Below are 14,682 nucleotides of genomic sequence, written 5' to 3'. Positions count from 1 at the left end.
AGGACACAACGCCGCCGGTCACGAAGATATATCGTGTCATGGAAAACCTGTCGAATCGTGGTCGTGAAGCTCGTGAGAAAAGACCCGGGGGAGAAAGTCGGGCCAGGATGGGACGTCAGATTACCAGAGTCGTTCGAAAGGCTCAATTTTGGATCGCGCGGTCGTCATGCCCGGGGGCGAATCAACTGGCGACGGCGCGCTGCAACGACTCCAGGCGACGGTCACGGATGCCGAGCGCGTGAAGATCGCCCACCGTGTTGTCGAGATACTCGCGGCACGATCCCAGCACGCCGCGGCCGGTGCGCAGCAGGTGCACCACCGTCTCGTCGGGCTGGCGACCGATATAGCGCTCGTGATGCGGATTGATCACGAAAGCGACGCCCCAGATCGGGCCGACGTCCGTCTTCAGCTTGATCCAGCGCGGGCGGTAGGCGCCGGTCAGCATCTCGCGCCGCCACACCAGCGTCAGCTCACGCTCGAGATTGTCGCCGGGGACGCGCAGCGCCACCCCATGGCAGGAGCCTCCCGGCGCCAGCGCCAGCATCAGCCCGGGGGTCTCGGGGGTGCCCCGGCCGTGATCGAGCTTGAGGCAGAAGTCGCGATGATAGCCGTAGAGCCGGCAGGTGTGGCGCTCGGCGACCTCGACACACGGATTCCAGATCAGCGAGCCGTAGGCGAAGAGGTAGACCCCGTCCTGCAACTGGACACCGGGCGGGGCCGTGGCCAGGACCTGCTGGATCGAACTGCGCAGCTCCTGGTGGCTCTTCAGCGCCACCTCGGGATAGACATGTTCGAAGTGACGGCGAATCAGGTCCTGCTCCAGCACCTCGCGCGTCATGGCGATCGACTTCGGCGTGGAAGCCTGCTCGCCGGCATGGGTCTCGCTGGAGTGCGACTCGCTCATTGGGGACTCTATACTCGGACGCGATCGAAAGGGTTCGGGATACCACGGGTGACGCCGAGGCCATGACCCGCACCACCCAAGACTAACGTTCAACGGGCTCGAAACGAAGCCCGAATCGGCATCACCCGGCAATGTCCCGCCTGCGTCGGGCGCCACGACGCAGAACCAGGTGCAGAAGAATCGCACCGAAGGTGGCAGTCCCGATACCGTCGAGGGTGAAACCGCCGAAGTCGATGGAGAAGTTGCCCGCGCCCAGCACCAGCGTCACCGCCGCCACGATCAGGTTGGTATTGTCGCCCAGATCGACATCGTTCTGGATCCAGATACGGGCGCCGGCCACCGCGATCAGACCGAACACCACGATCGAGGTGCCGGCCAGCACCGGACCGGGAATGGTCTGGATCAACGCCCCGAAACGCGGCGAGAAGCCGAGCAGGATGGCGAAGCCGGCGGCGGCGACGAAGATCAGCGTCGAATAGACCCGGGTCACCGCCATCACGCCGATATTCTCGGCATAGGTGGTCACGCCGGTGCCGCCGGACGCACCGGAGACCATCGTCGCCAGGCCGTCGCCGACGAAGGCCCGGCCGATGTAGGGGTCGAGATCGCGTCCGGTCATCGCCCCCACCGCCTTGATGTGGCCGAGGTTTTCCGCCACCAGGATGATCGCGACCGGAGCGATCAGCACGATCGCATGGGGAGTGAAGGTCGGCGCCGTGAACGCGGGCAGCCCGAACCAGTCGGCCGCACCGATCGCCGAGAAATCGATCGGCGCTCCCCAACCCAGGCCGTTGGTGACCAGCGCATAGATGGCGTATGCCGCGACCAGTCCGACCAGGATCAACAGCCGCTGGAGCATGCCGCGGGTCAGCACCGCGGCCAGGCCGACACAGAGGATGGTCACCAGCGCCATCGCCGCGTCGAAATTGGAATCCTTCACGCTGGAGACCGCCACCGGGGCCAGGTTGAGGCCGATGGTCATCACGATCGCCCCGGTGACGACCGGCGGCAGCAGGTACTCGATCCAGCGCGTGCCCAGCGCCATGACCAGCATGCCGATGAGGGTGTAGATCGCGCCACAGGCGATGATGCCCCCCAGCGCCAGGCCGATGGAGGGATTGCCACCGCTGCCGGCGTACCCGGTGGCAGCGATCACCACGCCGATGAAGGCAAAGCTGGACCCCAGGTAGCTGGGAACCCGCCCGCCGACGATGACGAAGAACAGCAGTGTGCCGATCCCCGACATCAGGATGGCCAGATTGGGATCGAACCCCATCAGCAGCGGTGCCAGCACGGTGGAGCCAAACATCGCCACGGCGTGCTGAATGCCCATCAGCAACGTCTGCGCCGGCGGCAGCGTCTCGTCGGGCGCGACCAGACCTTGGTGACGGGCGGCATCGACGCGCCGCCAGCGGGGGAACCAGGATGACATCGGGTTTGTTCTCCAGAGCAGCGGCCGGGGGCGCCGGCGGCGTTCGACCGCGCGAAAGCGATTGTTGTCGGCGTGGCCGGCGAAGCGACGGCCCGACGCGCATTCTAACGTCAGCGCCGACCGGATGCTTCCCGCCATCGCACCTTGGCATGGAGCGCCGCGAGTGGACTACGCTGACACCATCGTCCCAAGGAGCCGGGCGAGAACACCGAACGACCCCATCGGGGGCGATGACGCCCCTTCAACCTCGAGGCATGCCAGGGAGTGGATATGCAACGCTACGACTATCTGATCGTCGGCGCCGGCATGGTTGCCGCCAACGCCGTACAAGGCATTCGCGAGCGTGACGCCGATGGCACCATCGGCATCCTCGGTGCCGAGCCCAACGGGCCGGTCACCCGGCCGGCGCTCTCGAAAAAGCTCTGGACCGATCCCGAATTCGGCTACGACAAGATCTGGATGCAGCCGGAGCAGCATGCCGCCACGACGCTGCACACCGACACCCGGGTCACCGCCATCGATCGCCAGCGCCGGACCGTGACCACGGACAGCGGCGATACCTACGGCTATGGCAAGCTGTTGCTGGCCACCGGCGGTGCGCCAGTGACGCTCGACCTGCCCCGGAGCGAACGCGTGCGCTATTTCCGCACCGTCGAGGACTACGACTGCCTGCGCAGGCTCGCCGACCAGGGGCTGCATGTCGCCGTCGTCGGCGGCAGCTACATCGGCACGGAACTGGCCGCGGCGCTGATCCAGAACGGCTGCCGGGTCACCTTGATCCATCCCGAGGACGTGCTGGGCGGCGCCCTGTTTCCGCCCAGCGTCGCCGATCGCTTCCACCGGGCTTACCTCGATGCAGGCGTCACGCTGCTGGGCGGACGCAAGATCAGCGGCGGGCGCGAGGCGGATGGCAAGGTCACGCTCGCGCTGGACGACGGGGCCAGCCTGGCAGCGGATGCGGCGGTGTTCGGGCTGGGTGTCGAGCCCTGCGTGGCGCTGGCCGAGGAGGCAGGCCTCGCAACCGACGGCGGGATTCTCGTCGACGATCGCCTGACAACCGCCGACGCCGCGATCTTCGCCGCCGGCGATGTCGCGACCTATCCGGACCGGATCCTCGGTCGCTGGCATGCCGAACACGTCGACAACGCCAACCGGATGGGCCAGACGGTCGGACGCATCATGGCGGGCAGCGACGAGACCTACGACCACACGCCCTACTTCTACTCCAACGTCTTCGACTTCGCCTGGAAAGCGGTGGGCCGCATGGACAGCTCGCTGGAGATCGTCGAGGATCCGGGGCCGCAGCCGGACCAGGGGATCTACTACTATCTCGATGACGGACGGGTGGTCGGCGTACTGCTGCTCAACGTGGATGCCGACCGACTCGACGAGGCGCGGGAGGTGCTGGCAGACAAGGCACCGCAGCGGGCCGAGACCCTGGTCGGGCGCATTGCGATGTCATGACACTGCGGTGGCGCCTCGGACCGACAAAAAAGCGCCAGCAGTGATGCTGGCGCTTTTTCTCGATGCGGCCACTGCTCCGGGCCGATTTCACCAGCGTGAAACTCACTCCGGCAGGCGTGACACCAGAATATTGGCACGCCGCTCGATCTCCTCGAGCATCCCGGCGCACTCGTCCGACATGCCGCTGTCCCGGAGCTTGGCCAGGGAAAACAGCGCCTTGAGCTGCCCACTGATCATGATGGCCTGATGGCCGCCGTCCTGATCCAGCACATGATCTTCCAGCGCTCGCAGATGGGTGTTTGCCTGGTCGAGAATGTTGCGTTCAAGCCTGATCATGATGTGACCTTCTGAGAATTGCGGTTCGTGACGAGCGCGCCACTGTAAAGACTCTCACGACGTTATACCACCGCTGAAGGTGACGGCCGGCGCTGCCGGCCGGCCCCGGCTCCGCAGGCGGCCCGGGGCACTGCACCTTGAGACAGTCCAGACTGCATCTTGAGAAAGTCCAGACTACACCTTGAGAAAGTCCAGGATGCCCTCCGCCGCCTGGCGCCCCTCGTAGACCGCCGTCACCACCAGGTCGGAGCCACGCACCATGTCACCGCCGGCGAACACCCGTTCGTTGCTGGTCTGATAGGCGAAGCGCTCCATCTGCGCCGGGATTTCCGGCGCCAGCACCCGGCCGCGCTCGTCGATCTCGATCTGGTGCGTGTCGAACCACTCTATCTCGCTGGGCTGGAAGCCGAAGGCGATGACCACCGCATCGCAGGCCAGGATCTCCTCCGAGCCCGGCACCACTTCCGCACTGCGCCGGCCCTTGTCGTCCGGCTCGCCCATGCGGGTGCGCACCAGCTTGACGCCCTCGACCTTGCCTTCACCGACGATCGCTACCGGCTGGCGATTGAACAGGAACTCGACCCCCTCCTCGCGGGCGTTGGCCACCTCTCGCTTGGAGCCGGGCATGTTCTCCTCGTCCCGGCGATAGGCACAGGTCACGCTGGTCGCGCCCTGGCGGATCGAGGTGCGGTTGCAGTCCATCGCGGTATCGCCACCGCCGAGCACGACGACGCGCCTGTCCTGCATCGAGACGTAGTCGGCCGGATCCTTCTCGAATCCCATGTGGTGGTTGGCATTGGCGATCAGGAAGTCGAGCGCCTTGTAGACGCCATCCATCTCCTCCCCCGGAAAGCCGCCGACCATGTACTTGTAGGTCCCCATGCCGAGGAAGACCGCATCGAACTCGTCGTCGAGCTGTTCGAAAGTGATGTCCCGGCCGATCTCGGTGTTGAGCCGGAACTCGACCCCCATCTCCTCGAACACCGCGCGGCGGCGCTCCATCACGTGCTTCTCGAGCTTGAACTCGGGAATGCCGAAGGTCAGCAGCCCACCGATCTCCGGATAGCGGTCGAACACCACCGGCTTGACGCCGTTGCGAATCAGGACATCGGCACAGCCCAGCCCTGCCGGGCCGGCACCGACGATCGCCACGCGTTTGTCGGTCATGACCACGTTGGACATGTCCGGACGCCAGCCCATGGCGAACGCGGTGTCGGTGATGTACTTCTCCACCGAGCCGATGGTGACGGCACCGAAGCCGTCGTTCAGCGTGCAGTCGCCCTCGCAGAGCCGGTCCTGCGGACAGACGCGGCCGCAGACTTCCGGCAGCGAGTTGGTGCGGTGGGACATCTCCGCCGCTTCCAGGATGTTGCCCTCGCTGACCAGCTTGAGCCAGTTGGGAATGTAGTTGTGGACCGGGCACTTCCACTCGCAGTACGGGTTGCCGCAATGCAGGCAGCGATGGGCCTGGCTGGCCGCCTCGCTGGGCTTGTAAGGCTCGTAGATCTCGGCGAACTCCTTCGCCCGGCTACGCGCATCCTTCTTCTGCGGATCGCGCCGCCCCACATCGATGAACTGAAAGTCGTTACTCAAACGGTTTGCCATGTTCTCTCTCCTCACTGGGCCGACGACGCTCTCGGATTCCGGCTGATGCCCGCACCCCGGGGCTGAACCCCGGGTCATTCGGGCCGTCGCCGCCTCTTATTCAGGCTGGCGCCTGGATTGGGCCAGCAAACCGTTGAGACTTGCGGCCTTGGGCTTCACCAGCCAGAAGTGGCGGATGAAGTCGGAGAAATCCTCGAGAATCGCATGCCCCCGTGGCGAGTCGGTCTCTTCCACGTACTCGGTGATCACTTCGCGCAGATGGCGGCGGTAGGCCTCCATCGACTCGGTGTTGATGCGGTGGATCTCCACCAGTTCGTGGTTGTAGCGATCCACGAAGCCGCGATCCTCGTCGAGCACGTAGGCGAAGCCGCCGGTCATGCCCGCACCGAAGTTGATCCCGGTCTTGCCGAGCACGCAGACCAGGCCGCCGGTCATGTATTCGCAGCAGTGGTCGCCGGCACCCTCGATCACGGCGTGAGTCCCTGAGTTGCGCACCGCGAAGCGCTCGCCGGCCATGCCGGCGGCGAACAGCTTGCCGTCGGTGGCGCCGTAGAGACAGGTATTGCCGATGATCGCCGTTTCGTGGCTCTGGAAGCGGCTGGCCTTGGGCGGCACGATCACCACCTTGCCACCGTTCATGCCCTTGCCGACATAATCGTTGGCATCGCCTTCCAGATACAGATTCAGCCCGCGCGCGTTCCACACCCCGAAACTCTGACCTGCGACACCGGTGAAGCGCGCCGTGATCGGGGCGTCCTCGAGGCCCGCTTCGCCGTAGCGCTTGGCGATCTCGCCGGAGACCCGTGCCGCTACCGAACGATCACAGTTGGTGATCTTGAACTCGAACTCGCCCCCGGACTTCGATTCGATCGCCGGCAACAGCGCGTCGAACACTTCCTGATTCTTGGCGCCGGGGTCATGGGGCACGTTGCGGCTGACCTGGCAGAACTGCGGCGCCTCTGTGGGCACGAAGTCGTTGGCCAGCAGCGGCGTCAGGTCGAGCTTGCGCTGCGCCGCCGTCTCGCCTTCCAGCATCTCGAGCAGATCGGTGCGCCCGATCAGGTCGGTCAACTGGCGCACGCCCAGCAGCGCCATCAGCTCGCGCACCTCCTCGGCGATGAAGCGGAAGTAGTGCTTGACCATGTCCACCGTGCCGCGGAAGTGCTCGTCGCGCAGCTCCTGGTGCTGGGTGGCGACGCCGGTGGCGCAGTTGTTGAGGTGGCAGATCTTCAGATACTTGCAGCCCAGCGCCACCATCGGCGCGGTGCCGAAGCCGAAGCTCTCGGCGCCGAGGATCGCCGCCTTGACCACGTCGAGGCCGGTCTTGAGCCCGCCGTCGGTCTGCAGCCGGATCTTGTCGCGCAGGCCGTTGATGCGCAGCGCCTGGTGGACTTCCGGCAGCCCCAGCTCCCACGGACTGCCGGCGTGGCGGATCGAGGTGATCGGGCTCGCCGCGGTGCCGCCGTCGTAGCCGGAGACCGTGATCAGGTCGGCGTAGGCCTTGGCCACGCCGGTGGCTATGGTGCCGATGCCCGGCTCGGAGACCAGCTTCACCGATACCTGGGCGCTCGGGTTGACCTGCTTGAGATCGAAGATCAGCTGGGCCAGGTCCTCGATCGAATAGATGTCGTGGTGCGGCGGCGGCGAGATCAGCGTCACGCCGGGGACCGCATAGCGCAGCCGCGCGATCATCTCGTTGACCTTGCCGCCCGGCAGCTGGCCGCCCTCGCCGGGCTTGGCACCCTGGGCGACCTTGATCTGCAGCACCTCGGCGTTGACCAGGTAGGCCGGGGTCACCCCGAAGCGCCCGGAAGCGATCTGCTTGATCTTGGAGGAGCGGATGGTGCCGTAGCGGGCCGGATCCTCGCCGCCCTCACCGGAGTTGGAGCGTCCGCCGGTCTCGTTCATCGCCTGGGCCAGCGCTTCGTGGGCCTCCGGAGAGAGGGCGCCCAGCGACATGCCGGCGCTGTCGAAGCGCAGCAGCAGGCTCTCGACCGGCTCGATCTCGTCCAGCGGCAACGGCTCGGGGGCCGGCTTGAGCTTCAGCAGGTCGCGGATCGTCGCCACCGGACGCTCATTGACCAGCCGCGCAAACGTCTTCCACTTGGCGTAGTCGCCCTGCTGGACCGCCTGCTGCAGCAGCATCACCACGTCGGGATTGTAGGCGTGATACTCGTGACCATGGACGAACTTGACCAGCCCGCCCTGGCGGATGCCCTTGCGGGGAATCCAGGCATCGCGCGCCGCCAGCTCCTGCTGCATCTGCAGCTCGCTGAAGCCGGTGCCCTCGATGCGCGACATCATCCCGTCGAAGCACATCTGCATGACCTCGGACCCCAGGCCGACAGCCTCGAACAGCTGCGAGCCACGGTAGGAGGAGATCTGCGAGATCCCCATCTTCGACAGGATCTTGTAAAGCCCCTTCTGCATGCCCTTGCGGTAGTTCTCGCGGGCGTCCGCCGGGTTGCCGACCAGCTCCCCGGTGCGGTGCATGTCCGCCATCACCTGATAGGCGAGATAGGGATAGACCGCGGTGGCGCCGACGCCGAAGAACACCGCCATCTGGTGGGCGTCGCGAGCGTAGCCGGTTTCGACCACGATATTGACCCGCGGACGCAGCGCTAGCCTTGCCAGGTGATGATGCACCGCACCGGTCGCCAGCAGCGCCTGGATCGGCTGCTTGCCCCTCTCCAGCTCGGCATCCGACAGCACCAGGATCACCTTGCCGTCGCGGGTCGCCTGCTCGGCCTGCTGGCACAGCGCCACCAGCGCCTGGCGCAGCGAGGTGGTCTCCGGATCGTAGTGCAACGGCAGCCGCACCGAGGCGAACGCCGGATCCTCCTGGGTCACCAGCGCGGTGAACTTGCGCGGCGACAGCACCGGGGTGGTCAGGATCAGGCGGTGGGCGTGCTCCGGCGTCGCCTCGAACACGTTCAGCTCGGCCCCGCAGCAGGTCTCCAGCGACATCACGATCGCTTCCCGCAGCGGGTCGATGGGCGGGTTGGTGACCTGGGCGAACTTCTGGCGGAAGAAGTCGGTGAGCAGCCGGTTCTGACGCGACAGCACCGCCATCGGCGTGTCGTCCCCCATCGAACCCACCGCTTCCTGGCCGCTCTCGGCCAGCGGGCGCAGCAGCTGATCGCGCTCCTCGAAGGTCACCGAGAACATCTTCTGGTAGACGTTGAGCTCTTCGGTTTCCATCGGCTGGAATCGCGCCAGCTCGGTCAGCGCGGACTCGAGATAGTGGGCGTGCTCCTTGAGCCAGCGACGATAGGGATAGGCGGACTTGAGCCGCTGATCGATATCGTCGGTGTGCAGCACTTCGCCGGTCTGGGTGTCGACGGCGAGGATCTGCCCCGGCCCGACGCGGCCCTTGGCCACCACCGATTCGGGGGAGTAGTTCCACACCCCGATCTCGGAGGAGAGGGTGATGTAGCCGTTATCGGTGATCACCCAGCGCGCCGGACGCAGGCCGTTGCGGTCGAGCATGCAGACGGCGTGGCGACCGTCGGTCATCACGATGCCGGCGGGGCCGTCCCACGCTTCCATGTGCATGGAGTTGTATTCATAGAAGGCGCGCAGGTCGCCATCCATGGTCTCGACGTTCTGCCACGCCGGCGGCACCATCATGCGAACGGCGTTGTAGAGGTCCATGCCACCGGTGAGCAGCACTTCCAGCATGTTGTCCATGCTCGACGAGTCGGAGCCGGTGGTGTTGACGATCTCGTCGAGGCCTTCGATATCCGGCAGCAGTTCGCTGACGAAGTTGGCCTTGCGCGCGTTGGCCCAGCCGCGGTTGGCCTCGATGGTGTTGATCTCGCCGTTGTGCGCCATGAAGCGGAACGGCTGCGCCAGCGGCCAGCGTGGTGCGGTATTGGTCGAAAAACGCTGGTGAAAGACGCAGACCGCGGTCTCGAGACGCTCGTCGCCCAGGTCCTGGTAGAAGGTGGGGAGGTCCGCGGGCATCATCAGCCCCTTGTAGGAGACCACCTTGGACGACAGCGAGCAGACGTAGAACTCTTCTTCCTGGCGCAGCTTCTGTTCGGCCAGACGGCGTGCCATGAACAGTTCGACGTTGAACGCCGCATCGGTCTGGGAAACGTCCCCCTCGACGAAGACCTGACGAATGCGCGGCAGGCACTCGAGCGCCATCGGCCCGCAGACGCTGGGGTCCGTGGGCACGTCACGCCACCCCTTGACGCTCAGGCCACGCTCGGCGAGTTCGCCTTCCAGCGTCTCGCGCGCACTTCGCTCGCGGGCATCGTCATCGGGGAAGAACACCATGCCGACGGCGAAGCGCTCGCCCAGGGTGACGCCCAGATGATCCTCGGCCAGCGCGCGCATGAAGCCCATCGGCATTTTCAGCAGCAGGCCGCAACCGTCGCCGGTCTTGCCATCCGCCGCGATGCCGCCACGGTGGGTCATGCAGGTCAGGGATTCGATCGCCGTCTTGAGCAGATCGTGACTGGCCTGCCCCTCCATATGAGCAATCAGGCCGAAACCGCAGTTGTCGCGGAATTCGCCAGGCTGGTGAAGACCTCTCATCATGGGCGTGCCTCACAAAGCTGTTCTGAATACAGGGTATTGTATTCGGTCCGGTAAAAAGAGATGATAGAAGGTTTTCTTGTTTTTCCGACTGGATTACCAGCGGTGCAATAGGCCCGATTTTCGTCTCGAAGCGCCGACAACGTGGGGTGTCGGCGGGTCGCAAAAAGGCCGGACAGAATAGCCAGTCAGCTTCCCCAGCGCAATTCCGGAGCCGGCTTTCTCGCTGCAAATACATTTAAAATCGAAGACTTAGCGAAACATTCAACAAAAATACACTGCTAGCACAAAGGCTTAGGCCTCAACATAGACCAAAGTCTAAACCCTTGCGTGTCGTGGCCCGAATCGTCGTGAGATCCAGGCGCGAAGCCCATACCGATACGGCATGGAGCATACCAATTATATCGACAATACCCGGAAAGAACAGCCGTCGGCACGCCGATTGTCGCCAGGCGAGACCCGCGAACGGCCACCCATGCCGAACGCCGTGACGGGAGCGCTATCGAGACGGGGCTGCCACCGGGGCGGCCCATGCGAACGGGCGAACAAAGGAACGCCGCCGGGATGGCGGCGGAAACAAGGCCGGGTAAGACCGGGAAGGAGAGGCGCCTGCCGGCGCCGTGGCGCGTCAGCCTCGGGGGAAGCGTTCCAGCAGCCGGTGGAGCAGCTCGGCCTCGGTATCGTCCCGGATGCAGGCGCGCCCCATCGCCTCGAGCAGGATCAGGCGCAGCCGACTGTCGAGATTTTTCTTGTCGAGGCGCATGCGAGAGAGGAAATCCTCGGCCTGCATGTTGGCCGGTGCCGTGACCGGGAGATCCGCGGCACTCAGAATCGCCGTGACGCGCTCGACATCGGCCTCGCTCAACCAGCCGCGATCGAAGGATAGCCGGGTCGCCATCATCATGCCGGCGCCCACCGCTTCGCCGTGCAGCCAGTTGCCGTAGCCCTGATGCGCCTCGATGGCGTGACCGAAGGTGTGGCCCAGGTTGAGCAGCGCACGCACGCCCTGCTCGGTCTCGTCCTCGGCGACGACTTCCGCCTTGATCTCGCAGCTGCGGCGAATGGCGTGGCGAATGGCGGCCTCGTCGAGCGCCCGGAGTGCCGCCAGGTTCTCCTCCAGCCACTCGAGGAAGGAGAGGTCCCAGATCAAGCCGTACTTGATCACCTCCGCCAGCCCCGCGGACAACTCCCGGGCCGGCAGCGTTCGCAAGGTGTCGGTATCGACGATCACCGCCCGGGGCTGCCAGAACGCGCCGATCATGTTCTTGCCACGCGGGTGGTTGACGCCCGTCTTGCCGCCCACGGAGGAGTCGACCTGGGCCAGCAGGGTGGTGGGTATCTGGATGAACGCGACACCGCGCTGATAGCTGGCGGCCGCGTATCCCGCCATGTCGCCGATGACGCCTCCGCCCAGCGCGATCAGTGTGCAGCGACGATTGAAGCCGGCGGCCAGCAGCGCATCCCAGATACGCTCCACCGACGCCAGCGTCTTGGTCGCCTCGCCGTCGGGCAGGATGACTTCCCGGATCTCGAGGTCGGCACCGGCCAGCGTCTGCTTGAGCGCCGCGAGATAATGCGGGGCGATCACCTCGTTGGTCACGATCATCACCTGGCGCCCCGCCAGGTACGGCAGCAGATGTTCCCGGCTCGCCAGAACGCCCGCGCCGACGTGGATCGGATAACTGCGCTCGCCCAGCGACACGCTCAGCGATTCCACCGAAAGCGAAGAGACTGACGTCATGACATTTACCTTTGGTGAGAGAGTTACCTTTGGTGGGAGAGTGGCGGCGAGGCAGCGAGCGGCTCGGCGAGACGGGAGACACGCCGCAGGATATCACCGACCACGCTTCTGGGACCGCGGCGATCGGTGCGCACGACGATGTCCGCCGTGGCGCGATAGAGCGGATCGCGAATCGCGAACAGCTCCCTCAGCACCTGCTCCGGATTGGCATTCTGAAGCAGCGGCCGATTGCGATCCCGCGAGGTGCGTCGAATCTGCTGCTCGACGGTGGTGGCCAGGTAGATCACCGTGCCCCGCTCCCGCAGCAGTTGCCGGTTGACCTCGCGCATGACCGCGCCGCCCCCCGTCGCCATCACGACTTCACTGCGCTGGGTCAGCTCGTCGAGCATGGCCGTCTCTCGATCGCGGAACCCCTGCTCGCCCTCGACATCGAAAATCCACGGGATGTTCGCCCCGCACCGACCCTCTATCTGATGGTCGCTATCCAGGAATTCGCGCTGCAATTCGGCCGCCAGAAGGCGGCCGATTGTGCTCTTGCCGGCCCCCATGGGACCGATGAGAAAAAGATTGGGAAGCGACCGCATCAGCGAATGGCCAGTCCGTCCTCGATGATCTTGGGCGTAATGAATACCAGCAATTCTACCTTCTCGTTGCTTTCCTGGGTATAGCGGAAGAGATTGCCCAGCACCGGGATGTCTCCCAGGAACGGGGTCTTGAACAGCGTCCGCAACTGCTCGGAGGTCAGAATCCCGCCCAGCACCACGGTTTCGCCGTTGTCGACCAGTACCTGGGTCTGAATCTCGTTGGTATCGATCGCCGGCGCGCCATCGAATCGCGTATCGGAAATATCGTCGTTGTTGATGCGCAGATCCATGATGATGCGATCGTCGGGCGTGATCTGCGGCGTCACCTCCAGCGACAGCACCGCCTCCTTGAACTCGGTGGTCGTCGCACCGCTGGAGGAGGCCTCCTGGTAGGGCACCTCCTGCCCCTGCTTGATCACCGCGGTGCGCTGGTTGGCGGTAATCACCTTGGGCTGGGAGATGGTCTGGCTCTTGCCCTCGCTCTCCAGTGCACGCAGCTCGAGGTCGATCAGCACGTCCCCGGAGAGATAGCCGAAGCTGAAAGCGCTGGCCGGGTTGGTGGCGTTGCCCAGGTCGACCGCCAATCCGCCGCCATAAGGAGCGGGATCATCCGAGGTCGTCGGCACCGTCGAAGGATTGCCGTCGGCCGCCCCGCTCAGATCGAAGTGACGGCCCCGCGGCGAGGAAAGCCCCCAGTTGACGCCCAGCTCGTGCGTCGCACTATCCCTCGCGATCACGATGCGAGCCTCGATCTGCACCTGGCGCACCGGGACATCGAGGTGGTCGATGGTCCGTCGGATCGCGTCCAGCTGATCGCGCGTATCCTGCAGGATCAGCGTATTGGTGCGCGGATCGACGGTGACCCGGCCACGCTCCGACATCATCCCGACCCCCTCGCCGCCTCGCAGCAGCGCGGCGAGGGAATCGGCCTTGGCGTAGCGAATCTGAAGAAACTCCGTACTCAGCGGCGCCAACTGCTCGGACTGCTCGCGGGTTTCCAGCGTCTGACGCTGCAGGCTTGCCAGTTCGCCGGTGGGCGCCACCATCATCACGTTGCCTTCGCGCCGGGCCGACAGGCCATGGTTGCGCAGTACCAGATCGAGCGCCTGATCCCACGGCACGTCGGTGAGATTGAGGGTCACGTTTCCCTGCACACCGTCGCTGGCCACGACGTTGAGCCCGGACTCCTCGGCAATGATCGACAGCACGTCGCGAACCGGAATATCCTGAAAATTCAGTGTGATGCGGTGCCCGGTGTAGCTGGGCCGCTCCCCCGCCTCGGCACGTTCGATCGTTCCCGCGGCAGCCAGCTCGATCGTCAGACGACGCCCGCTCTGGGTCACCAGCGGCTCCACGGCGTCGGATGCGGAAATGTCGAAAGTCACACCGCCAGCGCTGCGACGCGGCACGATGCGCTGGACACTCGTGCCGAAGTCCCCGACGTCGAGCGTCTGATACTGCTCGTCGGGCAGGACGACACCCGGCAACGTGACCGACACCTGTCGCCCCTGCCCCGACACCTCGGCGGCGACGCCGGCACGGTCGAGTTCCAGTTGCAGCTGTCCGGCGCCGTCCGCGCCGCGACGAAAATCGATCGCGGTGACCCGGGGCTCGGCCGACAGCGTCGTCGGCGCGTCGACGCCTCCGGCGGGCGGGGATGCCGGCGGAGAAGCGTCGGCATCCCCGCCCAGATGGACGACGACCCGATCCGACAGCCGCTCGAGCCGATAGCCGGTCGTCGAATCCAGCTCGAATACCAGGCGCGTGCGGCCCCCCGCTACCAGCACCCTCACACCGCTGACGCCGGCGCTGCCGATGGCGAAGCTCGACTGGGACAGAGCGCTCTGCGTCTGCAGCAGATCCAGCGCCAACCGCGGCGGGGAGTCCGTGCGATAGCCGCGAACTTCCGGGACGCCGCCGACGAAGTCGAGACCCACGTCCAGGCGACCCGCGCCCTGGTCGGTGAAGGTCATCGCGGTCAGGGTGGAGGCCGCCAGGGCGGAGCACGCCATCCCCCACAGAATCAGCGTCGCGATCAAAGCGGCCAAATGCCGTCGAAGAGCCATGAGTT

At 65.5% G+C, this 14,682-nt stretch carries 9 protein-coding genes; 1 reads left to right on the top strand and 8 read right to left on the bottom strand.

Translation table 11 applies throughout. The features are described from left to right. Nucleotides 1-181 precede the first annotated feature (181 nt). Entirely contained in the window at nt 182-904 is a 723-nt protein-coding gene (locus tag Q0602_RS10445; RefSeq protein ID WP_295040998.1) for a gamma-glutamylcyclotransferase, read from the bottom strand. Nucleotides 905-1,025: 121 nt separating this feature from the next. Then, entirely contained in the window at nt 1,026-2,336 is a 1,311-nt protein-coding gene (locus Q0602_RS10440; RefSeq protein ID WP_298842620.1) for a solute carrier family 23 protein, read from the bottom strand. Nucleotides 2,337-2,606: 270 nt separating this feature from the next. Between Q0602_RS10440 and Q0602_RS10435 the strand changes: the two genes are divergently transcribed. Then, nucleotides 2,607-3,800 (top strand): FAD-dependent oxidoreductase, encoded by a 1,194-nt coding sequence (locus tag Q0602_RS10435; protein WP_298842617.1) that lies wholly within the window; start codon nt 2,607-2,609, stop codon nt 3,798-3,800. 102 nt (nt 3,801-3,902) lie between these two features. On the opposite strand, the gene Q0602_RS10430 is transcribed toward Q0602_RS10435, so the two are convergent. The 6 genes from Q0602_RS10430 to pilQ form a co-directional block, all read right to left on the bottom strand. Next, complete coding sequence (locus tag Q0602_RS10430) at nt 3,903-4,136, bottom strand: hypothetical protein (protein ID WP_149434532.1); 234 nt, start codon at nt 4,134-4,136, stop codon at nt 3,903-3,905. A gap of 174 nt (nt 4,137-4,310) precedes the next feature. Continuing rightward, nucleotides 4,311-5,741, bottom strand: coding sequence for an FAD-dependent oxidoreductase (locus Q0602_RS10425; protein ID WP_298842613.1), 1,431 nt, complete (start codon nt 5,739-5,741; stop codon nt 4,311-4,313). A 96-nt stretch (nt 5,742-5,837) separates the two neighbouring features. After that, nucleotides 5,838-10,289 carry a glutamate synthase large subunit gene (gltB, locus tag Q0602_RS10420; protein ID WP_298842610.1) on the bottom strand — a complete coding sequence of 1,484 codons (4,452 nt, stop codon included), beginning with the start codon at nt 10,287-10,289 and terminating at the stop codon, nt 5,838-5,840. Between the two features lie 625 nt (nt 10,290-10,914). Then, nucleotides 10,915-12,027, bottom strand: a complete 1,113-nt coding sequence (gene aroB, locus Q0602_RS10415; protein WP_298842607.1) for a 3-dehydroquinate synthase — start codon at nt 12,025-12,027, stop codon at nt 10,915-10,917. Nucleotides 12,028-12,050: 23 nt separating this feature from the next. After that, nucleotides 12,051-12,611 carry a shikimate kinase AroK gene (gene aroK / locus Q0602_RS10410; RefSeq protein WP_295038548.1) on the bottom strand — a complete coding sequence of 187 codons (561 nt, stop codon included), beginning with the start codon at nt 12,609-12,611 and terminating at the stop codon, nt 12,051-12,053. Further along, entirely contained in the window at nt 12,611-14,677 is a 2,067-nt protein-coding gene (gene pilQ / locus Q0602_RS10405) for a type IV pilus secretin PilQ (RefSeq protein ID WP_298842603.1), read from the bottom strand. Before pilQ ends, aroK begins: the two co-directional genes overlap by 1 nt. Between the last annotated feature and the right edge of the window lie 5 nt (nt 14,678-14,682).

Origin of the sequence: uncultured Salinicola sp., assembly GCF_937921195.1 — a bacterium.
Taxonomy (GTDB): Bacteria; Pseudomonadota; Gammaproteobacteria; order Pseudomonadales; family Halomonadaceae; genus Salinicola.
Note: the sequence above shows the minus strand (reverse complement) of the source record. Positions and strands in the feature narration are given on the sequence as shown.